We start from the raw sequence: 24,211 nt of genomic DNA, 5'->3' as shown, positions 1-24,211 counted from the left end.
GCGCGCAGGTACCCAGAACAGGGCCGATGCGCGGGCACCCGCCAGTAGCGTGTGCGCCTAGCCATTGTCCCACCCAGCAGGAGGAATTCATGCGTCGTCATCTCACCGGAGTGAACATTGCGCTCGTGGCCGTCTTCGCCGGCTTCATTGCCGCCTCGACGGCCGTCCCGGAGGTGACGCTCGCGTTCGGCATCCCCCTGAGCCTGCAGACCTTCGCGGTCGTGCTCGCCGCCCTCGTGCTGGGGCCGTGGCGGGGCCTGGCCGCGGTTTCGCTCTATATCGTCGTCGGGCTCGCTGGCGCACCGATCTTCGCGAACTTCCGCTCGGGCTTCGCGGTGCTGGCGGGAGCAACCGGAGGCTACCTCGTGGGCATGATGCTCGCCGCTGTCGTGGTGGGCGCCGTCGTGGTCGCTCGTCGCCGCCGCGCTCCCCTGACGCTGTCCTTTCTGATCGGTGCGGGACTGCTGTCGATCCCCGTGATCTACGCCGTGGGTGTGCCGTGGCTCGCCGCGCGCACCGGACTGCCGGTCTTCACCACGCCGGAAGGCTGCGCAAGCGTTGTCGACATGAGCGAGGGATGCGTCACGGCGCTCACCGTCGGCGTCGTGCCCTTCCTGCCCGGTGACGTCGTCAAGGTGATCCTGGCCGCCATCGCGGCGTCCGTGATCCACCGCGCCTACCCGCAGCTGCTGCCCGCGACCAAGGCCGTCCACCAGGCGATGGAGCGCGAGACGGCTCCGACCGCATAGCCTTGAGGCATGATCGAATTCAAGGACGCGGAAGTTGTCGCGCCCGATTCCGGGGTGCGCATCCTTGAGCCGACGTCCCTGAAGCTCACGGAACGCCACATCTCCATCATCGGCGCCAACGGCGGCGGCAAGTCCACGCTGGTGCGCATGATCAACGGACTCGTGCCCGCCACGGCCGGCACGGTCGAGGTCGAGGGCCTTGACGTGGTTCGCCATGGCCCGCGGGTGCGGCGCATGGTCGGGTTCCTGTTCACGGACCCCGCGGCACAACTCATCATGCCCACGGCCATCGAGGACGTCATGCTCTCGTTGCGACGCACGATCGACAAGAAGAACGAACGCGCCGAGGCGGCGCTTGCGGCGCTGGAAGAGATTGGGCTGGGTGACCGCGCCGAGGTGGCCGTGACCGCCCTCAGCGGTGGTCAGCGCCAGTTGCTCGCTCTTGCTGGCGTGCTGGCCGTGACGCCGAGCATTCTCATCGCTGACGAGCCCACCACCCTGCTCGACTTGCGCTGGCGTGCACACGTGGGCGCGCTATTGCGGTCGCTGCCCGTGCAACTCATCGAGGTCACCCACGACCTTGACTCCGCGGCCCGCGCGGAACGCACCATCGTGATCGACGATGGCTCGGTGGCCTTTGACGGCTCCCCCGTTGATGCAGTGGCGTACTACCGCGACCTGATGTTTGGGCGAGTGACGCGCGTGGACCGCCGATGATCTCGATGCTGGGCCTGTACCGGCCGCGTGCGACCCCCCTGCACGCAGCGCCGGCCTGGTTCAAGGTGGTCATGCTGATCGTGCTGACGATCACGACCATCATGCTCGAGGATCCCGTCACCTCCGTGGGAATCATGTGCGCCAGCATCTTGCTGCTGCTGTCGACGGAGCCTCCCGCCCGCGCCACCGCCTACGCCCTCATCGGCACGGTCTTGGTCGCAGCGTTGTCAGGATCGCTGTACATGTGGCGCGGCGACTATGACCGCGCCATCGACATTGCTGCCGACCTGATCGGTGTGGTCGCCCTCGCGCTCGCGGTGACCTGCTCGACCTCGATGGAGTCCATGCTCGACTTCGTCTCGAAGGCAGCCAGGCCCCTGCGGTTTTTGTTGCCACCCGAGACGCTCGGCCTGATGTTTGCACTCATGCTCAGGGCGTTGCCCGAGGTGGTGCGCATGTACCTCGAGTCCCGCATGGCCGCGCGTGCCCGTGGACTCGACCGCTCGATCAGGGCCGTCGTCTTCCCCACCACCACCCGCACGGTGGGCTTTGCCTTGCAGTTGGGACAGGCACTGCACGCACGCGGCATTGCCGAGGAAGCACGCGAGCACAAGGCACGCCGGCGCAAGCGCGGCGCCAAGGCGCCGACCGCGACCTCCGATGCGATGGCAGCCCGCGGCATGACCGGCGCCCCCGTCGAGGTCGATCACGGCGCGCCCACGATGAGCAAGGACGAGGCCTTCGAGGTGCTGCTTCGCGGGACCTCCGACGACTCACGCGACTAGGCTGACGCCCAGTCTCACCACACACGAAAGACACGCATGACCCACGCCTCAGGCACGCCCGCTACCCACGGCCCCAGCATCTCGCGCGAGTTGTCCTTGCCCATGCTGATCGCGATGGTCGTGGGCTCGATGGTGGGCGCGGGAGTGTTCTCACTCCCCTCGACCTTTGCGGAGGCCACCGGCGTCTATGGCGCCATCATCGCGTGGACCATCGCTGGCGGCGGCATGCTGCTCATGGCGTTGGTGTTCCAGAAACTCACCCTCGCCAGGCCCGACCTTGACGCGGGAATCTTCGCGTACGCGCGCGCTGGCTTTGGCCCCTACGTGGGGTTCTTTTCCGCGTTCGGCTACTGGGCGAGCGCGTGCATTGCCAACGTGACATTCTGGGCGCTCATCACCTCGACGCTAGGAGTGCTCTTCCCCGCTCTCGGTGAAGGCTCCACCGTCGCCGCGCTCGTGATGGGCTCCATCGGGGTGTGGCTGTTCCACGCGGTGATCGTACGCGGCATTGGCACGGCCGCGATCGTCAACACCATCACCACCGTTGCCAAGCTGGTGCCGCTGGCGATCTTCCTCATCGTCCTGGCCGTCGCCGGGTTCTCGTGGGAGACCTTCACCGGCAACCTGTGGGGAACCGAGATTCACAGCGCGGCCTCGCTCGGTGAGCAGGTGCGCGCCACGATGCTCGTGACGGTCTTCGTGTTCCTCGGAGTCGAGGGGGCGAACGTCTTCTCGCGGCACGCCAAGCGCCGTGAAGATGTGGGCCGCGCGACCGTCGTCGGCTTTCTCAGCGTGCTCGCCCTCTTTGTCGCGGTCACCATGCTTTCGTACGGCATCATGCCGCGCGAGGACCTCGCGAACCTTCGTGAGCCGTCCGCGGCCGCTGTCATCGAGGCAGTCGTGGGCCCATGGGGTGGATGGCTCATCAGCATTGGTCTGCTGATCTCCGTCATGGGCGCCTACCTCGCGTGGACCCTGCTCGCTGCTGAGGTGCTGTTCTCCGCCTCCGCTGGCGACGACGCACCGCGCGCGCTGTCGTTCATCAACCGCCGCGGTGTCCCCACCCACGCGCTGCTCGCAACCTCGGTGTTGACGCAGGTCTTCCTCGTCGTCGGCTTCTTCTCCGACGACATCTTCGAGTTTTCGCTTGAACTGACGAGCGCCATCGCGGTGATCCCCTACCTCTTGACGGCAGCGTTCGCGCTCAAACTCGCGCTCGGCGGTACGCGGCGGGCGGGTGCGCTCGCGCTGGCACTCGGCGCGTTCCTGTACACGTGCTTTCTGGTCTATGCGATGGGACTGCAGTACGTGCTGATCGCGCTCCTCGTGTACTCCCCCGCGACGCTCATGTACGTGCACGCGCGCCGCGAACGTGGCCTGCGCATCTTCAGCGTTCCCGAGGCGGTGCTGTGCGCCCTCGTCACGCTGGGCGCGGCCGTGGGCCTGTGGGCCCTGCTCACCGGCCGCATCGGTTTCTAGCCTTCCGCACATACCAAAGGGCCGATGCGCGAGAAGGCTTCTCGCGCATCGGCCCTGGGGTAGGCGGCTAGCTCAGACGTTGAAGCCGAGCGCGCGCAGTTGCTCGCGGCCGTCGTCGGTGATCTTGTCGGGGCCCCACGGCGGCATCCACACCCAGTTGATGCGGAAGCCGTCGACGAGACCGTCGAGAGCTTGGCCGGTCTGGTCTTCGATGACGTCCGTCAGCGGGCAGGCCGCGGACGTGAGCGTCATGTCGATGACGGCGTGCTGATTCTCGTCCAGCGCGACGCCGTAGACGAGGCCAAGGTCGACGACGTTGATCCCGAGCTCGGGGTCGATCACGTCGCGCAGCGCCTCCTCGACGTCCGCCGCGTTGGCGGGAGTCTTGGTGTCAGTCATGACTGGTCCTTTCGTGCCTGGATCAGGGCGTCCTTGAACGCCATCCACCCCAGCATGGCGCACTTGATGCGCGCCGGGTACTTGCCCACTCCGACGAACGCGGTGGCGTCGCCCAGCAGGTCCTCCCGCTCCTCGTCGAGGCCTTCCCCCTTGGCCTGCATGAGGTCGCGGAACGCGTTCATGGTCTGCTCGGCCTCGCCGAGCGTGTGCTCCTGCACCAGGTCATGCATCACGGAGGTCGAGGCCTGGGAAATGGAGCACCCCTGACCCTCCCACGACACCGACACGATGCGATCACCGTCGAGCGCGACGCGCAGTCGCACCTCGTCGCCGCAGGTCGTGTTGACCTGGTGAGACTCGCCCACCATCGGCAGGTCCAGCGTCACCAGTCCGCGCCCGTGAGCCTCACGGGCGTGGTCCATGATGACCTGTTGGTACATCTGTTCGAGGCTGCTCATGCCCTCACTCCAAAGAACTCAGGGACGGTCGCGAGCACATCGACAAAGGCCTGGGCCTCCTCGACCGTCGTATACACGTGGGCACTCGCACGGGTCGAACCGGTGACGCCGAACCGGCGGTGAAGCGGCTGGCCACAGTGGTGGCCCACGCGTGCGGCGATGCCACGGTCGTCGAGCACCTGGCCCACGTCGTGCGGGTGGACGCCGTCCACCGACACCGCCGCGATCGCGATGACGTCACGCGAGTCCGCGTCGCCCACCGGCCCCAGCAGCCGCACGCCGGGGATCTGCGAAACGCCCTCGCGTAGCACCGCAGCGAGCGCACGCTCGTGCTCCTCGACCTGGTCCATGCCGATCTGCGCGAGGTAATGCGCTGCGGCGGCCATCCCCACCGCCTGGGCGACGGGTTGAGTACCAGGCTCGTGGCGCATCGGCGCTTCTTGCCAGGACGTGTCCTCCATGGTCACCGTCTTGACGGCGCCGCCACCGAACGTGGCCGGAGGCAACGCATCCAGCAGGTCGTTGCGCCCATACAGCGCGCCGATTCCCGTGGGACCGAGCATCTTGTGGCCGCTGAAGGCCATGAAATCCACGTCGAGCTGCTTGACGTCCACGGGCAGATGCGGCACGGACTGGCAACCGTCGAGCACCGTGAGCGCGCCCACAGCCTTGGCCCGCTCCACCAGGGTGGACACCGGGCTGATGACGCCAGTGATGTTCGACACGTGCGTGAACGCGAGCACCTTGGTGCGTTCGGTCACCACCGTGTCGAGGTGATCCAGGTCGAGCCTGCCCTCGTCGTCCACGGGAATCCACCTGAGGGTGGCGCCCGTGCGGACGGCGAGTTGCTGCCACGGCACCAGGTTCGCGTGATGCTCGGCCTCGGTGACGCAGATCTCGTCACCAGGGCCGATGCGGAAACGTGCGCCTTCAGCACCGCCCACGCCCGCCGTCGCGTTGCCGATCGCTGCTGCGACGATGTTCAACGCCGAGGTCGCGTTCTGAGACCAGACGATCTCCCCCGCGTCCGCGCCGACGAAGTCCGCCACCACAGCACGTGCGTCTTCGAACAGACCCGTGGCCTCTTCGGCGAGCAAGTGTGCCCCGCGCGCGACGGCGCCATTGTGACGCTCGTTGAACTCCCGCTCAGCGTCGAGCACCACCCGTGGCTTCTGGGCTGTGGCGCCCGAATCGAGGTACACGAGCGGCTTCCCGTTCCTGACCGTGCGGGCCAGGAGCGGGAAGTCGTCGCGCACGTTCGAAGGCAGCATGGTGGTGCTTACGCCTCCACCAAGAAGCGGTCGTAGCCCTCGGCCTCGAGGCGAGCGGCCAGCTCGGGGCCACCCTGCTCGGCAACGCGGCCGTTCACGAAGACGTGAACGAAGTCAGGCTGGATGTAGTTGAGGATGCGCGTGTAGTGCGTGATGAGCATGATGCCAAGGCCGGTGTTCTCCTTGATGCGGTTCACGCCCTCGGACACGATGCGCAGCGCGTCAACGTCGAGGCCGGAGTCGGTCTCGTCGAGGATCGAGATCTTGGGCTGGAGCAGCTCCATCTGCAGGATCTCGTGACGCTTCTTCTCACCACCGGAGAAGCCCTCGTTGACGTTGCGCTCAGCGAACGCGGGGTCCATGCGCAGGTTCTCCATGGACTGCTTGACGTCCTTAACCCAGGTGCGCAGCTTGGGCGCCTCGCCGTCGAGCGCAGTCTTGGCGGTGCGCAGGAAGTTCGACACCGACACGCCGGGAACCTCGACGGGGTACTGCATCGCGAGGAACAGGCCCGCCTTGGCGCGCTCGTCGACGCTCATCTCGAGGACGTCCTCGCCGTCGAGCGTCACCGAACCCTCGGTGATCGTGTACTTGGGGTGGCCCGCGATCGAGTACGCGAGGGTCGACTTGCCGGAGCCGTTGGGGCCCATGATGGCGTGGGTCTCGCCGGAGTTGATAGTCAGGTCGACGCCCTTGAGGATCTGCTTGGTGCCCTCGGGGGTCTCCACGCTGACGTGAAGGTTCTTGATGTCCAGGGTGGTCATGGTTCTCCTTGTTGCCTTAAGACTGGGGGTTGTCGACGTCCACGAGCACCTGCTCGCCGTCGATCCGAACGGGGTAGGTCGCGACCGGGGTGATCGCAGGCAGCTCGTCGGGCTCACCGGTGCGCACATCGAAGCGCGAGCCGTGGGCCCAGCACTCGATGAAGCAGCCGTCGACGTCACCTTCGGCGAGGGGAACCTCGCCGTGGGTGCACATCGCGCCGATCGCGTAGTACTCGCCGTCCTCCGCACGCACGATCGCGACGGGAACGTCGGATCCGTCGGCGAGCGTGAGGTCGGCCTGCAGCGCCGAACCGGGCTGCAGGTCTCCCGCGTAGCACGCGAGCTGCTCGCTCACGCCTGGTCCTCCTCGAAGTGCTCGAGCTCGAGGTCGATCTCACGCATGAGGCCTTCCTCCACCTCGGGAACACCGATCTGGTGAATCAGGTCGGCAAAGAAGCCACGCACCACGAGCTTGCGCGCCTTGTCCTCGGGGATTCCACGCGAGCGCAGGTAGAACATCTGCTCGTCGTCGAAGCGGCCCGTAGCCGAGGCGTGGCCTGCTCCCTCGATCTCACCGGTCTCGATCTCGAGGTTGGGCACGGAGTCGGCGCGGGCACCGTCCGTGAGCACCAGGTTGCGGTTGAGCTCGTAGGTGTCGGTACCTTCCGCCGCCGCGCGGATCAGCACGTCGCCAATCCAGACGGTGCGCGCCGTCTTTCCCGCCAACGCACCCTTGTACGCCACGTTGGAGTGGCACTTGGGGGCGTTGTGGTCGATGAAGGTGCGGTGCTCAAGGTGCTGACCCGCGTCGGCGTAGTACAAGCCGAGCAGCTCAGCGGAGCCTCCCGTGCCCTCGTACTCCGCGGTGACGGCCAGGCGCACGACCTTGCCGCCGAGCGAGACGGCAACGTGCTTGTAGGTCGCGTCACGGCCCACGCGGGCGTGGTGCGTGCCAGCGTGCACGGCGTTGTCGTCCCACTGCTGGATCGACACCACCTTGAGGTGCGCGCCGTCGGCGAGGATGCCCTCGATGTTGCCCGCGTGGGCACCGGTGCCACGGTGCTCGAGGATGACCGTCGCCTGCGCGAACTGGCCGGCCTCGAGGACGATGTGCGAGCGGGAGGTTGCCTTGCCCGTCACCGCGATGCGGATCGGCTCGGTGAGCTCGACGTTCGCGGGGACCTTGATGTGCAGCGCGTCGGCAGCTCCTGCCGAGGCAATAGCCGCAATGCGGTCCTCGGGCACCAGGACGGTGCCGCGCGGCGCCTCGCCCACACCAAGAGTGCCGATGATGACACCCTCGGGAGCGCTCACCTCGTAGTCGGCGCCGTCGACAGGCGCATCGGCCTGATCGAGGACGGGAGCGAGATCGCGCAGCGCGGAGAAGCGGTACTCCTCATCACGGGGGCTGGGCATCTCGAACGCGTCGACGTCAAACGACGTGAAGCGCTCGCCGCGCGAACCCTCGGGGATGACGGCGCCGTGGCTGTGTGCGGCGTCGGCGGTGGCCTGCGAGTGATCGGTGGTGGTCAACCGACACTTCCTTCCATCTGAAGCTCGATGAGGCGGTTGAGCTCGAGTGCGTATTCCATGGGCAGCTCACGCGCAATGGGCTCGACGAACCCGCGCACGATCATGGCCATGGCCTCGGTCTCTTCCATGCCTCGTGACATGAGGTAGAACAACTGGTCCTCGGAGACCTTGGAGACGGTCGCCTCGTGACCCATGTGGACGTCGTCCTCGCGGACGTCGACGTACGGGTACGTGTCGGAACGGCTGATCTGGTCGACGAGCAGCGCATCGCACAGCACGTTCGACTTGGAGTTCTTGGCGCCCTCGAGGACCTGAACCAGGCCTCGGTACGAGGTACGGCCTCCGCCGCGTGCGACCGACTTCGAGATGATCGAGCTCGAAGTGTTCGGCGCGGCGTGCACCATCTTGGCGCCGGCGTCCTGGTGCTGGCCCTCACCCGCGAAGGCGATCGACAGCGTCTCGCCGCGAGCGTGCTCGCCCAGCAGGAAGATCGCGGGGTACTTCATGGTGACCTTGGAGCCGATGTTGCCGTCGACCCATTCCATGGTGGCACCCTCAGCGGCGGTCGCACGCTTAGTGACGAGGTTGTACACGTTGTTCGACCAGTTCTGAATGGTCGTGTAACGCACGCGGGCGTTCTTCTTCACGATGATCTCGACCACAGCGGAGTGCAGCGAGTCCGAGGAGTACACCGGCGCGGTGCAGCCCTCGACGTAGTGCACGTACGAGCCCTCGTCGGCGATGATCAGCGTGCGCTCGAACTGACCCATGTTCTCCGTGTTGATGCGGAAGTAGGCCTGCAGAGGAATCTCGACGTGGACGCCCGGCGGGACGTACACGAACGATCCGCCCGACCACACGGCCGTGTTGAGCGCCGCGAACTTGTTGTCGCCCGCGGGGATCACGGTGCCGAAGTACTGCTCGAACAGTTCGGGGTACTCGCGCAGACCGGTGTCGGTGTCGACGAAGATGACGCCCTGGGCCTCAAGGTCCTCGCGGATCTGGTGGTAGACCACCTCGGACTCGTACTGCGCGGCGACACCGGCAACCAGGCGCTGCTTCTCCGCCTCGGGGATACCCAGACGGTCGTACGTGTTGCGGATGTCCTCGGGAAGCTCTTCCCAACTCGTGGCCTGCTTCTCCGTGGAGCGCACAAAGTACTTGATGTTGTCGAAGTCGATGCCCGACAGGTCCGAGCCCCAGTGAGGCATGGGCTTCTTGTCGAACAGCTTGTGGCCCTTGAGACGCTGGTTCAGCATCCACTCGGGCTCACTCTTGAGCGCTGAGATGTTGCGGACGACGTCCTCGGAAAGGCCGCGGGCCGCAATGGCACCGGCCTCGTCGGAGTCGTGCCACCCGTACTCGTAGCCGCCGATCGACGCGATGATCTCCTCGTCGGAGCGCGCGGGGGCGTTGTCGGTGGGGGTGCTCATGGTCATCCTTCCTTAACGGTCACCGGGGAGACCGGGATGGTGGTGGTGCACACGTGGGCACCGCCTGCCAAGGTCGACAGGCGTTGGACATGGACGTCGAGGACGCGCGAGAACGCACGTGTCTCCGCCTCGCACCACTCGGGTGCGGATTCTGCGATGGACTGCACAGGGCAATGTCCCTGGCACAGCTGGACGGTGTAGCCACCGGGGCCGGGCCGGACGGACGTCGCGTAGCCCTGGTCGGCCAGAGCCCGAGACAGCGCCTCGACGCGCTCGGACATTGTGGCACCTTCTGGCATCGATGCACGCAAGCCTGCCTCGAGTTGCGCAAGCTTGGTCTCCACAAATTCGTCGAGGTTGCCCTGGCTGCGCATGAAGGAGACGGCGTCCACCGCGACGGCCGAGTACGCCGTCGTGAGCGAGTTCTGCCCGTCTGTGGTCGCCACATACGACTTTGCGGGACGGCCACGTCCGCGCACGTGAGTGCCGGGCGGCTCGTGCTCCGTGATGAAGCCGGACTCGGCGAGCGCAGTCAGATGCCTGCGCACTCCGGCCGGGGTGACGCCGAGCTCCGCCGCGAGCGTCGCCGCGGTGATGGGGCCGGCTGAGGCGATGAGACCCAGCACGCGATCTCTGGTGGTGTCGGCGGCCATGGTTCTCTCCTCTCGCGCAGTGGTTGGAGGGGTGCGCATATGTGAACGATTGTTGTTGCTCAATTCGTTCCCCGCAAGCAAGGGAAGCCTTACCAAAGCGTTGCGTAATTCCCTCGGACCGCATGTGGCGCGGCCCCGAGCGGCAGCGCCGCTGGCACCGTGGTGGCGCGAGGGCGGCAGCGGCGACTCGGCACCGTCGTGGGGCGACCTAGGATGGTCGCGTGTCCGCCACGCTCTCCCCTGCTTTGGTTCGCGCCTACACACGCGCGCTCGACTGGATTACCGCCCACACGCGCGGCTTCCTGATCGCCAACATCGTGACGCAGGCGGGCATCATCGTGACCGGCGGCGTGGTGCGCCTGACCGGGTCGGGCCTGGGCTGCTCGACCTGGCCCCAGTGCGAACCCGGGCGTTTCACCCCCGAGTTCCACCCCGAGCAGTGGTTCCATCCGGCCATCGAGTTCGGCAACCGCACGCTGACGTTCGTGCTGATGGTCGTCGCTCTTGGCGCGGCGATCGGCGTGTGGCGTTCGCGTCCCGAACTGCGGTGGTGGGGCATGGTCCCCGGTTTCGGTGTGATCGTGCAGGCCGTGGTGGGCGGCATTACCGTGCTGGTCGACCTTCACCCGCTCGTCGTGGCACCGCACCTGCTGCTGTCGGTCGCGCTGGTCTGGTACTCGACCTGGCTAGCGCTGACTTATCGCAACGCTCCCCGCCGCGCTGGCACGCCCGTCGTATGGCACCGCAGGCTGCTCTCCGTCCTCGTGGGCGTGCTGCTGTTCCTCGGCGCCCTCACGACGGGCGCAGGCCCGCACTCGGGCGACGCGGAGGCCACCGAGCGGCTCGCGCTCGACCCCGAACTGATCGCACGCGCGCACGCCGCAGCGGTGTGGGCCTTCATCCTCGTGTTCGTGGTGCTGGTGTGGCGCGTGCGCGCTGACCGCTCGATCGGCGCGCGCGACGAAGTACGACGCTCGTGGGTCGTGCTCGCCATCGTGACGGCTGCTCAGGGCGCCGTGGGCTACGTCCAGTACTTCACCGGTCTGCCCGAAGCCGTCGTGGCATTGCACCTCGTCGGCATCGGCGCCTTCGCCGCCGCCGCCTCCGCCGCGAACTACCTGCTCACCGCAGGAAGCACTGCCGACCTAGACTGACCAGGGTGAACACCTCCAGCGCCGATGCGCACGGCGTCACCCTTTCGCACATCGAAGAAGCGGCGCTCGCGCTTAAGGGCGTGGCGCAGCGCACCCCCATCGACCACGCCACGCATCTGAGCGATGTGCTCGGCGTGCCCGTCATGATGAAGCTCGAGAATCTGCAGCGCACGGGCTCGTTCAAGCTTCGTGGCGCCACGTACCGACTGTCCCGGCTCACCGAAGCCGAACGCGCGCACGGGGTCGTCGCCGCATCGGCCGGCAATCATGCCCAAGGCATCGCCTTTGCCGCCCAACAGCTCGGCATCGACGCGACGATCTTCATGCCCTTGGGTGCACCCGTGCCCAAACTGCTCGCGACCAAGGGATACGGCGCGACCGTCATCACCGAGGGTGCCACCGTCGAAGAGTGCCTCGCCCAAGCGGCCGATCACGCCGAGCGCACCGGCGCCGTGATGATCCACCCGTTCGACCACGTCGACGTCATCGCCGGTCAAGGCACCATCGGTCTCGAGATCATGCAGGACGTGCCCGATGTCCAGACCATCGTGGTTCCCATGGGTGGCGGCGGGCTGATCTCCGGCATCGCCGTCGCGGCCAAGGCCATGGCTGCCCAGCAGGGGCGCGAGGTGAGGATCATCGGGGTGCAAGCCAGCGCATCGGCCGCCTTCCCCGCCTCCCTGGCCGTGGGACACCCCATCACCATCGAACGCGGGGCCACGATCGCGGACGGCATCGCCGTCGCGAGGCCCGGCTCCCACACCTTCCCCATCGTGCGCGACCTGGTCGATCAGATCGTGACCGTCGACGAGGATGACCTCGCGCGCGCGGTGCTCACCGTGCTCGAACGCACCAAACTCGTGGTCGAACCCGCCGGTGCAACCCCGGTCGCGGCCATCCTCGGAGGCCTGATCGAGCCCGAGGGGCCTACGGTCGTGCTGCTGTCGGGCGGCAACATCGATCCCTTGCTGATGCAACGCATCATCGCCCACGGCCTGGTCGCCTCTGGTCGCTACATGACGATGCGGATCCCCCTGCCCGACAGGCCCGGACAGCTCGCGCGGGTGTCAGAGCTGCTCGCCAGGGCCGGTGCCAACGTGATCGAGGTGCTCCACACCCGGCACGACCTTGGGCTCACGCTCAACGACGTGGTCCTCCAGGTGAGCGTCGAGACCCGCGGGCCCAACCACCAGCGCGACGTGCTCGCCACGCTGGCACAGGCCGGCTTTCACCCCGAGGTCGCCGACAGCTGACTCAGGGCGCCGGGGTGTAGGTCCCCGCGAGGGTGCCCACCGCGAGAGTCACGTCTTGCACCTGCGCGGTGAAGTCCCAGATGCCAAAGCCCTCCTCCAGATCCAGGGGCTCGCTGAGGGCATACACCGTGAACTCGTAGGTGTGCGTATCTTGAGGCGGGCACGGCCCAAAGTAGCCGTTGCCCCGTAGCCCATTGCGGCCCCCGATACCTTCGGTGGCATCCCAGGCACCCGAGTCGATCGTGGCCACCTCGGCAGGGATGTTGGCCTTGAGTGCGTGAACGTAGTTGCCGGCGTCAGGGTCAGTCATCGAGACGGCAAAGGCGACCGTGCCCGCGGGAACCTCGTCCCACGCGAGTTGGGGGCTGGTGTTGGGACCGGTGCACTGACCTCCGTAGCCCTCGCCTGCCACGGTCTCGGGCATGGGCTCACCGTCAGCAAAGTCCGTGCTGGTCACGGTGAGGACCGCAGGCTCCACCGTGTCCGTCTCGCCGGCGGGCGGTGTGACCGTGGGCGTTGCCGTCACGCCCGAGGTTGCCGTGTTGTCAGGAGTGTCAGTGCCGGGCTCGGTGGCGCATCCAACGAGGGCAAGCGCAAGGGCGCCGGTCATCAAGAGTGTCGTCTTCACGGTGCCAACGTAGCGGCACCACTCCGTCCCGTCTAGAGCAAACCCCCAGGTAAACGATTACGTTTGAGACACTTCAGACAAACCGGACAGGCGCGCAAGGCTCCTGCGCGCGCGAGGCCCCTTAGCGCGCGAGACCCCTAGCGCACTAGGCGCGTGGCCTCGGGGCGCAACCACGGCGCCTGGGCAGGGCGGAGTTTCGCGAAGGACTCGCGTTGCGCGTGGGCGGCTGCGAGCAGCCCCGCTACCGCCGACGAGGCGTGGATGCGGCCGTCGAGCACGGCGTCGACTGCCTCAGACAGAGGCACCCACCGTCCCTCCATGTCCATCTCCTCGTCCTCGCGGGCGTGGCGCTCGGCCTCGGGGACCTCGGCGAGATCTCGGGCGAGGAACACCCGCACCGCCTCCGAGACCCCTCCCCCGGACGGGTAGTAGTCCACGAGGGTGTCCCACCGCGCGGCGGTGAGATCGGCTTCCTCGAAGAGTTCCCTGCGAGCGGCGTCGACAGGATCTTCGTCAACGACGTCGAGTAACCCGGCGGGCGGCTCCCAGCACTCGGCCTGCACCGGGTGGCGATACTGGCGCACCAGGTATACCCGCCCGTCATCGTCGAGCGCGACGATGACCACGGCGCCGGTGTGACGGACGTAGTCGCGCGTGACGACACCGGCCTCGCCAAGATCAACCTCGTCGCTCGCGACGTCCCACACCTTGCCGCGAAAGCGCTCGTGGGTAGCGAGCACCGGCCGGCTGGTGGGGACGTCGGCGAGCGAGTCAGTCATGCTCAGGCGTCCGTGGTGGCCGCAGGAGCCGCGGCAGCCTCCCGCACCGCGAGAGCGGCACCAATGAGGCCAGCGAACAGCGGGTGGGCCTTGGTCGGACGCGACAGGAACTCGGGGTGAGCCTGCGTCGAGATGTAGTACGGGTGCGTCTCGCGCGGCAACTCGACGAACTCAACGAGCTCGCGGTCCGGCGACTGACCGGACACGACCAGGCCGGCCTCTTCGAGCTGCGCGCGGTACCTATTGTTGACCTCGTAGCGGTGACGGTGACGCTCGCCCACCTGGGTAGCGCCGTAGGTCTCTGCTGCCACGGATCCGGGTGTGAGCACGGCCTGGTACTCGCCCAGACGCATGGTGCCGCCCAGGTCGCCCTTGCCGTCAACGATGGCGAGCTGCTCCTCCATGGTCGCGACGACGGGGTGCGGCGTCTCGGGGTCGAACTCGGAGCTCGACGCGCCCTCGAGACCCAGCACGTTGCGGGCGTACTCCATCACCATGGTCTGCAGGCCAAGGCAGATGCCGAGCGTGGGCACCTTGTTCTCGCGAGCCCAACGCAGCGCGCCGATCTTGCCGTCCACGCCACGCACGCCAAAGCCACCGGGCACAAGGACAGCGTCCACGCCGCCGAGCGCCTTCTGAGCGTCCTCGGGCGTCTGACACGTGTCGGAGGCAACCCACCGAATGTTGACCTTCGCGCTGTGGTGGAAGCCGCCAGCGCGCAGCGCCTCGCTCACCGAAAGGTATGCGTCGGGCAGGTCGATGTACTTGCCGACGAGCGCGACCTCGACTTGGTGCGCGGGGCGGTGCACACGGTTGAGCACGTCGTTCCATGCACCCCACTCCACGTCGTGGAAGGGCAGGTTCAGGCGGCGCACGACGTAGGCGTCGAGGCCCTCCGAGTGCAGCACGCGCGGGATGTCGTAAATGCTCGGGGCGTCGATCGCGTTGACGACGGCATCGGGCTCGACGTCGCACATGAGCGCGACCTTGTTCTTGACCGACGGCGGCACCGCACGGTCGGAGCGCAGCACGAGCGCATCGGGCTGAATGCCGATGCTGCGCAGCGCGGCCACCGAGTGCTGCGTGGGCTTGGTCTTCTGCTCGCCCGAGGGACCGATGAAGGGCACGAGCGACACGTGCAGGAAGAACACGTTGTCGCGGCCCACGTCGTGGCGCACCTGGCGCGCGGCCTCAAGGAACGGCTGCGACTCGATGTCGCCCACCGTGCCACCCACCTCGGTAATGATCACGTCGCAGTGCGGGCCGGCCTGATCACGCATGCGGCGCTTGATCTCGTCGGTGATGTGCGGGATGACCTGAACGGTGTCGCCCAGGTACTCGCCGCGGCGCTCCTTGGCGATCACCTGCGAGTACACCTGACCGGTCGTCACGTTGGACGAGGCAGAGAGTTTGACGTCGAGGAAGCGCTCGTAGTGGCCGATGTCCAGGTCGGTCTCAGCGCCGTCGTCGGTGACGAAGACCTCGCCGTGCTGGAAGGGGTTCATCGTGCCCGGATCCACATTGAGATAGGGATCCAGTTTCTGCATCGTCACGCGCAACCCGCGCGAGCGCAACAGGCGCCCTAGCGACGAGGCGGTGAGTCCCTTTCCCAGGGAGGAAACAACGCCTCCCGTGACGAAAATGTGACGGGTGACATGGTCCGTGCCGGACGAGAATCGCATTCGCTCCACGGGCTTCAACCCTAACATCCCACCGGGGTGCTCTGCGCTGCCGCCGCGCCGAAACTCAGCTCCGAGGCCCTCTCGTTAGCCCGCGCGTGAGGGCAAAAGGGTGCCCGACTCGCCCGGCCCGTAGTGCCCCACCAACCCCGCATACGCATCGGCCAGCGCAAGCGGAACGGCCACCTGGCCGTAATACTCAGTCCCCTCAATCACGGTCGACACCAGGGCCGATGCGTCGGGAGAGTTGAGCACCGCGCTCGCCACATCGCCGGTTGCCGAAGCACCCGTCGCGACCGTCACGCCCGAGGTGTACTGGGCAAAGACGGCGGCGAGATTCGCGTACACGCCGGATTGTTCCGCTCGTCGAGTTTCGTCTTCGTCGCCTGCCCCCGCCACCACGGCGACGGCCTCCACGGAGCCGGTCGTGGTGCCAGAGATCAGCTCGGCCTCCAGCAGCATGTCCATGAGCATCGCGGAACGCTCCGTGGCGGCCTCAGGGTCAGGGAAGTCGGTACTGGCGAGGTCGGCCTCGGACGTCCCCTGGGGGTACACGCCCGGCATCAATGCTTGGGCGAGCGCGTGGGACAACACGGTCGACGGGGAGGTCTCAGCGTCGACGCCGAGCACGTTCGGGGCGATCGTCGAGGCCAGGGAGGAGCGGAACGCGCTCTGCGAGGCGTCCGTCCAGAGTGGCTCGATCACGAGCTCGGCCGAGACTGTGCCACCGGCTTGCACCAGGCGGTCGCGGACCCCTGCACGTGCATCGTCGGCGGGATCAGCGACACTGACCACCGCCACGGACGTCTCGAGCAGCGCTCCGGAGAGCACCAGCGGCGCTGACTCGTCGACGTACTGACGTGCAGTCGACGTGAGGTTCTCTGCGGCCGCGACCTTGTCGTTGGCTTGCTGGAGCTGCCCTTCAAGCGTGTCGACCTGCTCGGTGAGCGAACCCGTGAACGCGTCCCTCATGGGTCCCGAGCCGAGCACGACGCCAATGGCGAGCGCAAGGAACACGGCCACGAGTGAGACCACGTGATAGCGGAAGTCCTTCATCATGCCCCTCCGAACCAGCCAGCAATGCTGGAGAACACCTGGGACATCCATTCGCGCCCGCCCGGAGTCACCCAGAAGGCGGCGCCCAGTGCCACCAGCGCGCTCAGCACGAGCGCCACTAGAGTCCACGGCGAGTAGCGGTGGCGATAGACCTGAGCCAAGGCGGGCGCGTCGACGATGGCGCGCCCCGCCTGCAGCCGTGCGAGGAACATGCCAGACGCGTCCGTGTGCGCGGCCTCGAGGTAGTCCTGGAGACTGCCCTCGACGCCCACGGTCACGATGACATCCGCCCCGTTGGAGTGCGCGATAAGGATCGCGAGGGCCGCGGACGGCAAGGAGGACTCGAGCGTGCTGTGGGCGACGCCCAGTGCATCGACACGGGCCTGGCCCGCGTCGCCGCCGTGAGCCTCGTGAAGCACCACATGATCCGCAGCGCGCAGCGCCTGGTCGCCCACGCCCTCGACCTCACCCACGATGAGGTGAGGTGCGGAGGCCAAGTCGAGCGTCGCATCGGCTGCGTCGCCGATGGCGATCATGATGGGCCGCTGGTCGCGCAGGTAACTGCGAATTTGCTTGAGTTGCTCGCGGTGCTGGTAGCCGGCCGCGACGACCACCACCTGGCGGCCGGCCATGTCGATCCCGACGTCGGGAAGGCCGGCGCCATCGAGGATGATGTCCGCCTCCCGCTCCACATGGTCGAGCGCGTTCGCGGAGAACGTCGCGAGTTGCACGCGCATGCCTTCGGAGGCGGCGTCGGTGAGTCCTGCGAGTGCCTCGCCGTCGACCCGCATGCCCTCGGCCACGGCGGTGCCGTCAACGATCACCGTCGCACCCTCGATCTGGGCCTCGGCGCCATCGGCACAACCCTGGATGCCTGAGCCTGCATCGTCGATGAGCACCACGCCGGCGTCGAGCAGGACGCGGGGCCCTCCGGTCGGGAAACGCCCCGACATCGAGGAGCGCACGTTGATCACGGCGGCGGGCTGGCGTGCGGCAAGCGACTCTGCTGCCTTCTGATCGAGATCAAGGACGTCGATCACGGCGATGTCGCCAGGGCGCAGGCGGCGGGCGAGCGTACGAACGCTGGCCTCGATTCGCAGGGGTCCGGTGACGGTGCGGTCGCTCGCGCTCACAGTTCTGTCGGAGCGGGTCATGCGCTCATGGTCGCACGCCAGAGCCCTCCAACAGCTCAAGCGCGTGGGCGCGTGCGGTTTGGGAATCGTCCTGTCCAGACAACAGCCGGGCGATCTCCTCGACGCGCTGCTCTCCGGTCACGTGGGTCACCTGTGCCCGGGTCACGGACCCGTCCGTCGACTTGGCCACGACCACGTGGGTGTCAGCGAACGCGGCCACCTGTGCCAAGTGGGTCACCACGATCACCTGATGGGTGCGGGCCAATTGCGAGAGTCGCTCCCCCACCGCGACGGCTGCCCGCCCGCCGACGCCTGCGTCGACCTCGTCGAAGACGAACGTTCGCGGGCCCTCGTAGGCCCGCGACGCGAGCGCGACCTCGAGCGCGAGCATGATGCGCGACAGCTCTCCCCCACTGGCGGCCTCAGCGATGGGCCGATGCGGTGCACCGGGGTGCGAGGCGAGCGTCATCGCGATGAGGTCAGCGCCGTGGGCCGCGGGCTCCGCTGGGGTGACGGACACAGCGAAGTCTGCGTCGGGCATCGCCAGCAGAGACAGCTCGGCGCGGACCGCCTGAGCCAGCGCGGTCGCGGCCTCTTGGCGGGCGTGATGCACCCGAAGAGCGGCCTCCTCCAGCGCGGCGCGCGTGGCGTCGACGGCTTCGCGGCGCAGCGTGAGCGTCTCGTCCCACGTGTCATCGAGAAGCACCCGAGGACGGGCACGCTCGGCGTAGTCGAGGACGCCCGCCACATCGGGAACGCCGATGCGCCGGGCAAGCGTCGCAAGGTCGCTTCGCCGAGCGTGGATCTCGTCAAGCCGCGCGGGATCCCCGTCAAGGCCATCGAGGTAGGACGCGAGTTCTGTCACCAGGTCAGCGGCGGCGTAGCCCAGGTCGGCGATGCGTCCGTCGAGAGCCTCAAGAGCGGGATCGTGGCGAGCCGCGTCACTGACCGCTCGGCGTGCCACCTCGATCGCGGCGACGGCCGTGTACTCCTCGTCCCCGCCCAGAGCGGCGTGCGCGGCGGCCGCACCGAGTCGCACGTCCTCGGCGTGCTCGAGCACCTTGGCCTGAGCCGCGAGGTCCACGTCCTCGTCGCTCTGCGGCGCGAGGTCGTCGATCGCCGCAAGGTCGTCGCGCAAGCGAGCCACCTCCGCGCGCTCCGCGTCCGCGCCCTGCTCCATCGCCGCGAGGTCCTGGGAAGCGTGGACCCACGCGTCCCACGCCGCGCGGTAGTCGGTGAGGATCGCTCGGTGCCCGTCCCCCGCGTAGGCGTCGAGGGTGTCTCGCTGTCGCGCCGAGGTGCGCAGGCGCGCCTGGTCGTGCTGACCGTGAACCGTCACGAGGGAGGCGGCGACATCGCCCAGCAGCGACTGCGGCACCGTGCGGGCCCCGATCACCGTGCGCGAGCGTTTGCTGGCCCCCACGGTGCGGGCGACGATCAAGGTGCCGTCGTCTTCTTGCTCTACCCCCGCATCGGCCAGTCGTGCCGTGATGTCAGCGTCGGTGGGAGCGTCCATGACGGCCTCGGCGAGCGCTGCCTCCGCGCCCGTCCTCACGGTCTCGGGCACCGCCTTGGCACCGAGGATCAGTCCGAGCCCCGTGAGCACCATGGTTTTGCCGGCACCCGTCTCGCCCGTCACGCAGGTCAGCGACGGACCAAACTCGATGCGCGCGGACTCGATGACGCCCAAGTCCTGGATGGACAGTTCGTGGAGCACGACTACCCGTCCCGAGGGTCGGCCTGGGGCACCGCGCTGTGCGGCGTGCTCGCGGACGGCTGAGATGAGCCGTGGATTTCCCGCCCGATGGGCGTGAGGCGGGCGCGCTCGCCCCGCCATCCGTCGGTCGGGAGCGAGAACTTCTTGACCAGGCGCTCGGTGAAGGGCGCATCGGAGATCCGGGCGAGACGTACGGGATGGTCTCCCCTGCGCACCTCGACCACAGTGCCGGGGACCGCCTCGATGCTGCGGGAGCCGTCGAGCACTACTTGGCCGCCGGCCTCCGAGGACCGCACCACTTCGATCTGGAAAGACGAATCTGGCCCAACAACGAGCGGGCGCGCGAACAACGCATGTGCCGCGAGCGGAACGCAGAGCATCGCATCGACGTCGGGCCACATCACTGGGCCACCACCGGAGAAGGCGTGAGCGGTCGAACCGGTCGCGGTGGACACCACCAGACCGTCGCAACCAAAGCTCGACAGCGGCAGCCCGTCGACCGCCAACGACACCTCGAGGGTGCGCAAGCCGACGGAACGCTGCAGGGTGGCCTCGTTGAGTGCCCACCCCTCGACCACCGAACCGTCAGGGCCTGTGACCGTCACCGCGAGGGTGCCGCGCTCCTCGACGGTGTAGTCGCCGCTCGCGAGCCGTTGGGCCGCGGCCGCGACATCCTCGCGTTCGAGCTCGGCGAGGAACCCCACCCGGCCCAGGTTGACCCCCAGCAGCGGGATCCCCGTGCCGTGGGTGAGTTGCGCCGCGTGCAGCATGGTGCCGTCTCCCCCAAGGACGATCGCCGCCTCGATGGGGGCGGACACCTGCTGGTCGTAGGCCGTGCAGGTGTCGATGCCGGCCCCCGCCAAGACACGTGCTACCTCGTCACGTGCCTCAAGCGACGATGGCCGGTACGGGTTGGCGACGATGAGGATCCTGCGCGTCATGGGGCTCCCTTCACCTCGGCCTCGATCGCGTGTCTCAGCGCGTCCGAGGTCAACACTGGCCGGTCGGCGCGCACGCCCCTAGCCTGCCATGCCCCGCTCGCCCACACGAAGAACTCCACATTGCCCTGTGGACCAGGCAAAGCGCTGCGTGCCACGTGGTGGATGGTGAGGCCCTCGCGCTCCATGGCTTGCGCCACCGTGCGCACCGCCTCGGCGCGGTGCCTGTCCGAGGTCACGACACCGCGCCCGCTGAGCTTGGACCGGCCCACCTCGAACTGAGGCTTGACCATCAACACGAAGTCGGCGTCGGGCGCGGCTACCGAGACAAGCGCCCCGATGACCAGGGTGAGAGAAATGAAGGAAAGGTCGGCCACCACCACTGCCGCACCAGTGCCGGGATCCCCAGGTGAGAGGTCGCGGACGTTGACGCCCTCGCTCACGGTGACCCGTGCATCGGCCCTGAGCGTCGGGGCGATCTGGTCGTGCCCGACGTCGACGGCATCGACGTGGGACACCCCGCGCTCGAGCAGCACCTGCGTGAAGCCGCCGGTCGAGGCGCCGGCGTCGAGCGCTCGCAGCCCGCGGACGTCAAGTCCCAGCGGCGCGCACGCATCGAGAGCGCTGACGAGTTTGTGAGCGGCCCTGGAGACGTAGCGCGCCGCATCACCCGCCACCTCCACGAGCGCATCGTCGCTCACCTCGAGAGCAGGGCGCCCCGCAGGGGCCCCGTCGACCGTGACGGCGCCCGAAGCAATCAGTTCCTGCGCGTGAGAGCGCGAGCGTGCGAGCCCGCGCGCGTGGAGCGCGCGGTCAAGGCGCATGTGCCCCTACTGCTCTTCGCGCAGGCGGGTGGACAGCGAGTCCTGAATCTTGTCGAAGAACTCGGCCTGCTTGTCGAGGTCCTCGGGGAGCTCCGTCACCGCCTTGAGCGCCTGACGAACCTCGGCCGGGTAATGAACTTCGCCCAGAGGCTCCCGCTGATCCTTGATCTCACCCATGGTCAGAGAGTACCGCCATGTGCGGAACGCCCTCAACAGTGATGGCCTCGCCTGCGTCCGCAGCGGCCCATGCCGCCGCACACGCGGCGCGTGCGGTGTCGAGTCCGTCGGCTCCCGGGGAGTCCACGAGCACCTGCAGGACACCGTCCGCGGCCTGCACCCGCGCGGCACCCACCTGCCACGCGCCATCCACGAACGACGGGGCGGGGTGCGCGATGTGCAGCGCGCTGAGGTCACGGCCCAAGAAGGCCGGCCGATGCGCCGGCGGGGCAAGGATCGCCTCGACGATTCCGTCGACGCCAGTCAGCACCTGCAGTCCGGGATAGCCCGCCGCGCGAGCACCCTTGAGGTCAGTGTCCAGCCGGTCACCCACCACGATGGGGTTGCGCGAGCCTGCTTGCTCCGCTGCGAGGCGGAACATCGCGGGCTCGGGCTTGCCTGCGCCGGGAGGGGTCACCCCCGTGGCCGTCACCACCACGTTGACGAGCGAGCCATTGCCTGGGGCAAAGCCCCGCTCGTTGGGGATGGTGAGGTCCTTGTTGGAGGCGAAGAACCGTGCGCCGGCGGAGATGGCGTAGGAGGCCTCGGCGAGTTCCTTCCACGAGACATCGGGGTGGAAGCCCTGCACCACGGCGTCGGGTTTGTCGTCGGCGGAATCCACGATGACGAACCCTGCGGCCGTCACCGCGGTCCTCAGTCCTGCTCCCCCGACTACGTAGACCGTGGCGCCCGGCGCGAGTTCCTCGCGCATCAAGAGCGCCACGGCCTGCGCCGCCGTCAGCACCTCGTCCTCAGTGGTCGGGATCCCCAACTCGCTGAGGTGGTCGGCGACGGTACCCGGTTCACGCGAGGCATTGTTCGTGACGAACACCACCTTCATGCCGGCCTCCCGTGTCGCCTCGAGCGCAGGCGGTGCGCTCGGGATCGCGTGCGGACCACGATAGGCAACACCATCAAGGTCGACGAGCGCGGCATCAAAGGCCGTCTCGAGGGGTTCAGCGCTTCCCATCAGGTCCGATGCGCTCACGGGCGGTCGTCTCCCTCGGTGTCCTCGTCGTCTTCTCCGTTTTCGTCGTCGACGACATCAGCGAGCTCGTCGTCGGCTTCGTCGACCTCATCCTCGTCATCGAACTGGTCGTCGTCTTCATCGGCGTCGAGGTCAGCGGACTCGTCCTCGGGCTCCGGAAGTTCGGCGACGTCGTACACGGTGATGTCGAACTCGACGTCCACCTCCTGCTCGTCCGTCGGCAACGAGGCCTCAACGGCATCGGCCTCTTCGGACCTGCCCAGGGCACGCAGAACGGGCACGGTGGCACGAGCGATGCGAGTGTTCAGTTCAGCGTCGGTCGTCTCCAGTCGCTGCAGAAGTACGAGCGCGGATTGAGCCTCACCCAGGTCCAGGCGAGCGCCAGCAACGACGATCTCGAGCTCGAGGCGGCCGCGTGCCGGGAGCGTCTGGGCCTCTTCAGAGCGCGCGAGGTCAATCGCGCGCTCCGGACGACCCATGCCACGCTCGCAGTCAGCCATCAGGGGAAGGTGCTCGTTCGAGCCGTTGAGACGACGCACCGTGCGAAACTCACGCAGTGCCTCGGCGTAGCGGCCGGTCGCGTAGGAGGCAAGCGCGTTCGCCTCGCGCACCACATCAACGCGGCCGCCGCGGGCGACAGCCACCTGAGCGTGCTTGTAAGCGAGTTCCGGGTCGATGTCGAGCAGCGAGCCCACCATGATCAGGTGACGGCCCACGTCTTCGGCGTTGTCCTTGCTGAGCGTGCGCAGACGCGCACGCACGGTGCGGTCAAGTTGACCGATCGACACTTCCTCGGGAATCTCCGGGGTGTCGATCGTGGGACGCGACGTGGTGCGATCGCCGCGGCGCGAACCGTCGTCGCGCACGTTGCGTCGGTCGTCCCTGCGGACTCGGTCCGAACCGTCACGGAAGTCGCCATCACGACGGGGACGGTCGTAGCCACCACGCGAGCCACCGTCGCGACCCTGGTAGCCGCCACGCGAGTCGCCGTCACGGCGCGGACGGTCATAGCCGCCGCGCGAATCGCCATCACGACGCGGACGGTCATAGCTGCCGCGCGAATCGCCATCACGACGCGGACGGTCATAACTGCCGCGCGAATCGCCATCACGACGCGGACGGTCATAACTGCCGCGCGAGCCACCGTCGCGACCCTGGTAACCACCACGCGACTCTCCATCGCGACGCGGACGGTCATAACCGCCGCGGGACTCGCCGTCACGGGGAGGACGCGAACCACCGTCACGACGCTGGTACCCACCACCGTCGCGACCCTGGTACCCACCGGCGTCGCCGTCACGGCGCGGACGGTCGTACCCACCACGGGAGTCGCCGTCGCGGCGCGGACGGTCATAGCTGCCGCGCACGCCACCGTCGCGACCCTGGTAGCCGCCACGCGAGTCGCCGTCCCGACGAGGGCGGTCGTACCCACCACGCGAGTCGCCATCACGGCGCTGGTAACCACCCGAGACACCCTCGCGGCCCGGACGGACGTACCCACCACGCGAGACGCCGACACCCCGCGGACGGACGTACCCAGCACGGGAGACGCCGGCGCGGCGCGGACCGTCAGCGCGGCCGCGCGAGCGACCGTCGCGGCCCGGG

General features: G+C 68.0%; 26 protein-coding genes. 7 read left to right on the top strand and 19 right to left on the bottom strand.

Going from position 1 to position 24,211, the window contains the following annotated elements:
• Window positions 1-89 precede the first annotated feature (89 nt).
• The 4 genes from ACK5NO_RS01095 to ACK5NO_RS01080 are packed head-to-tail and all read left to right on the top strand — an operon-like array spanning window position 90 to window position 3,730.
• Window positions 90-749, top strand: a complete 660-nt coding sequence (locus ACK5NO_RS01095; protein ID WP_416810821.1) for a biotin transporter BioY — start codon at window positions 90-92, stop codon at window positions 747-749.
• 9 nt (window positions 750-758) lie between these two features.
• A complete protein-coding gene (locus ACK5NO_RS01090) occupies window positions 759-1,466 on the top strand; it encodes an energy-coupling factor ABC transporter ATP-binding protein (RefSeq protein WP_416810820.1) in 708 nt (235 codons plus the stop codon).
• Complete coding sequence (locus ACK5NO_RS01085) at window positions 1,463-2,251, top strand: energy-coupling factor transporter transmembrane component T family protein (RefSeq protein ID WP_416810819.1); 789 nt, start codon at window positions 1,463-1,465, stop codon at window positions 2,249-2,251. Before ACK5NO_RS01090 ends, ACK5NO_RS01085 begins: the two co-directional genes overlap by 4 nt.
• Window positions 2,252-2,287: 36 nt before the next feature.
• Complete coding sequence (locus ACK5NO_RS01080) at window positions 2,288-3,730, top strand: basic amino acid/polyamine antiporter (RefSeq protein ID WP_416810818.1); 1,443 nt, start codon at window positions 2,288-2,290, stop codon at window positions 3,728-3,730.
• Between the two features lie 72 nt (window positions 3,731-3,802).
• Here the strand turns inward: ACK5NO_RS01080 and ACK5NO_RS01075 are convergent, their stop codons facing one another.
• Genes ACK5NO_RS01075 through ACK5NO_RS01040 form a run of 8 tightly spaced genes read right to left on the bottom strand, consistent with a single transcriptional unit; the run spans window position 3,803 to window position 10,241 of the window.
• Window positions 3,803-4,129 carry a metal-sulfur cluster assembly factor gene (locus ACK5NO_RS01075; RefSeq protein ID WP_416810817.1) on the bottom strand — a complete coding sequence of 109 codons (327 nt, stop codon included), beginning with the start codon at window positions 4,127-4,129 and terminating at the stop codon, window positions 3,803-3,805.
• A complete protein-coding gene (gene sufU, locus ACK5NO_RS01070; protein WP_416810816.1) occupies window positions 4,126-4,587 on the bottom strand; it encodes a Fe-S cluster assembly sulfur transfer protein SufU in 462 nt (153 codons plus the stop codon). The genes ACK5NO_RS01075 and sufU overlap by 4 nt, the downstream gene beginning before the upstream one ends.
• A complete protein-coding gene (locus tag ACK5NO_RS01065) occupies window positions 4,584-5,858 on the bottom strand; it encodes a SufS family cysteine desulfurase (protein ID WP_416810815.1) in 1,275 nt (424 codons plus the stop codon). Before ACK5NO_RS01065 ends, sufU begins: the two co-directional genes overlap by 4 nt.
• An 8-nt stretch (window positions 5,859-5,866) precedes the next feature.
• Complete coding sequence (gene sufC / locus ACK5NO_RS01060; protein WP_416810814.1) at window positions 5,867-6,622, bottom strand: Fe-S cluster assembly ATPase SufC; 756 nt, start codon at window positions 6,620-6,622, stop codon at window positions 5,867-5,869.
• A 16-nt stretch (window positions 6,623-6,638) separates the two neighbouring features.
• Complete coding sequence (locus ACK5NO_RS01055; protein WP_416810813.1) at window positions 6,639-6,977, bottom strand: Rieske (2Fe-2S) protein; 339 nt, start codon at window positions 6,975-6,977, stop codon at window positions 6,639-6,641.
• Window positions 6,974-8,155, bottom strand: coding sequence for a Fe-S cluster assembly protein SufD (gene sufD, locus ACK5NO_RS01050; RefSeq protein WP_416810812.1), 1,182 nt, complete (start codon window positions 8,153-8,155; stop codon window positions 6,974-6,976). Before sufD ends, ACK5NO_RS01055 begins: the two co-directional genes overlap by 4 nt.
• The gene (gene sufB, locus ACK5NO_RS01045; RefSeq protein WP_416810811.1) at window positions 8,152-9,588 is read right to left on the bottom strand and encodes a Fe-S cluster assembly protein SufB; all 1,437 of its coding nucleotides are present in this window, start codon (window positions 9,586-9,588) and stop codon (window positions 8,152-8,154) included. The genes sufD and sufB overlap by 4 nt, the downstream gene beginning before the upstream one ends.
• Window positions 9,589-9,590: 2 nt before the next feature.
• A complete protein-coding gene (locus ACK5NO_RS01040; protein ID WP_416810810.1) occupies window positions 9,591-10,241 on the bottom strand; it encodes a helix-turn-helix transcriptional regulator in 651 nt (216 codons plus the stop codon).
• A gap of 221 nt (window positions 10,242-10,462) precedes the next feature.
• Here ACK5NO_RS01040 and ACK5NO_RS01035 point away from each other — a divergent pair, with 221 nt between their 5' ends.
• Window positions 10,463-11,395 (top strand): COX15/CtaA family protein, encoded by a 933-nt coding sequence (locus tag ACK5NO_RS01035; RefSeq protein ID WP_416810809.1) that lies wholly within the window; start codon window positions 10,463-10,465, stop codon window positions 11,393-11,395.
• A gap of 5 nt (window positions 11,396-11,400) precedes the next feature.
• Complete coding sequence (gene ilvA / locus ACK5NO_RS01030) at window positions 11,401-12,648, top strand: threonine ammonia-lyase (protein ID WP_416810808.1); 1,248 nt, start codon at window positions 11,401-11,403, stop codon at window positions 12,646-12,648.
• Between the two features lies 1 nt (window position 12,649).
• Here ilvA and ACK5NO_RS01025 read toward each other — a convergent pair whose 3' ends face one another.
• The 11 genes from ACK5NO_RS01025 to ACK5NO_RS00975 form a co-directional block, all read right to left on the bottom strand.
• The gene (locus ACK5NO_RS01025) at window positions 12,650-13,276 is read right to left on the bottom strand and encodes a YbhB/YbcL family Raf kinase inhibitor-like protein (RefSeq protein WP_416810807.1); all 627 of its coding nucleotides are present in this window, start codon (window positions 13,274-13,276) and stop codon (window positions 12,650-12,652) included.
• 137 nt (window positions 13,277-13,413) lie between these two features.
• Entirely contained in the window at window positions 13,414-14,055 is a 642-nt protein-coding gene (locus ACK5NO_RS01020) for an NUDIX domain-containing protein (protein WP_416810806.1), read from the bottom strand.
• A 2-nt stretch (window positions 14,056-14,057) separates the two neighbouring features.
• Window positions 14,058-15,737 (bottom strand): CTP synthase, encoded by a 1,680-nt coding sequence (locus ACK5NO_RS01015; protein ID WP_416810862.1) that lies wholly within the window; start codon window positions 15,735-15,737, stop codon window positions 14,058-14,060.
• Between the two features lie 84 nt (window positions 15,738-15,821).
• A complete protein-coding gene (locus tag ACK5NO_RS01010) occupies window positions 15,822-16,793 on the bottom strand; it encodes a copper transporter (protein ID WP_416810805.1) in 972 nt (323 codons plus the stop codon).
• Entirely contained in the window at window positions 16,790-17,944 is a 1,155-nt protein-coding gene (steA, locus tag ACK5NO_RS01005; protein WP_416810804.1) for a putative cytokinetic ring protein SteA, read from the bottom strand. Before steA ends, ACK5NO_RS01010 begins: the two co-directional genes overlap by 4 nt.
• 4 nt (window positions 17,945-17,948) lie before the next feature.
• Window positions 17,949-19,640, bottom strand: coding sequence for a DNA repair protein RecN (gene recN / locus ACK5NO_RS01000; RefSeq protein ID WP_416810803.1), 1,692 nt, complete (start codon window positions 19,638-19,640; stop codon window positions 17,949-17,951).
• 2 nt (window positions 19,641-19,642) lie between these two features.
• A complete protein-coding gene (locus ACK5NO_RS00995; RefSeq protein ID WP_416810802.1) occupies window positions 19,643-20,581 on the bottom strand; it encodes an NAD kinase in 939 nt (312 codons plus the stop codon).
• Window positions 20,578-21,402, bottom strand: a complete 825-nt coding sequence (locus tag ACK5NO_RS00990) for a TlyA family RNA methyltransferase (protein ID WP_416810801.1) — start codon at window positions 21,400-21,402, stop codon at window positions 20,578-20,580. The genes ACK5NO_RS00995 and ACK5NO_RS00990 overlap by 4 nt, the downstream gene beginning before the upstream one ends.
• A gap of 6 nt (window positions 21,403-21,408) precedes the next feature.
• Window positions 21,409-21,579, bottom strand: a complete 171-nt coding sequence (locus ACK5NO_RS00985) for a hypothetical protein (protein WP_416810800.1) — start codon at window positions 21,577-21,579, stop codon at window positions 21,409-21,411.
• Window positions 21,572-22,606, bottom strand: a complete 1,035-nt coding sequence (locus ACK5NO_RS00980; RefSeq protein WP_416810799.1) for an HAD-IIA family hydrolase — start codon at window positions 22,604-22,606, stop codon at window positions 21,572-21,574. The genes ACK5NO_RS00985 and ACK5NO_RS00980 overlap by 8 nt, the downstream gene beginning before the upstream one ends.
• Complete coding sequence (locus ACK5NO_RS00975) at window positions 22,603-23,394, bottom strand: hypothetical protein (RefSeq protein ID WP_416810798.1); 792 nt, start codon at window positions 23,392-23,394, stop codon at window positions 22,603-22,605. Before ACK5NO_RS00975 ends, ACK5NO_RS00980 begins: the two co-directional genes overlap by 4 nt.
• Between ACK5NO_RS00975 and ACK5NO_RS00970 the strand changes: the two genes are divergently transcribed.
• Window positions 23,380-24,211: hypothetical protein (locus ACK5NO_RS00970; RefSeq protein WP_416810797.1), on the top strand; the 832-nt coding region annotated here is incomplete at its 3' end. The two genes, ACK5NO_RS00975 and ACK5NO_RS00970, sit on opposite strands and share 15 nt — an antisense overlap.

This window comes from Demequina sp. (assembly GCF_047975725.1).
GTDB lineage: Bacteria > Actinomycetota > Actinomycetes > Actinomycetales > Demequinaceae > Demequina.
The sequence above is the reverse complement of the archived record's forward strand: the minus strand, read 5'-3'. Positions and strand labels throughout refer to the sequence as shown.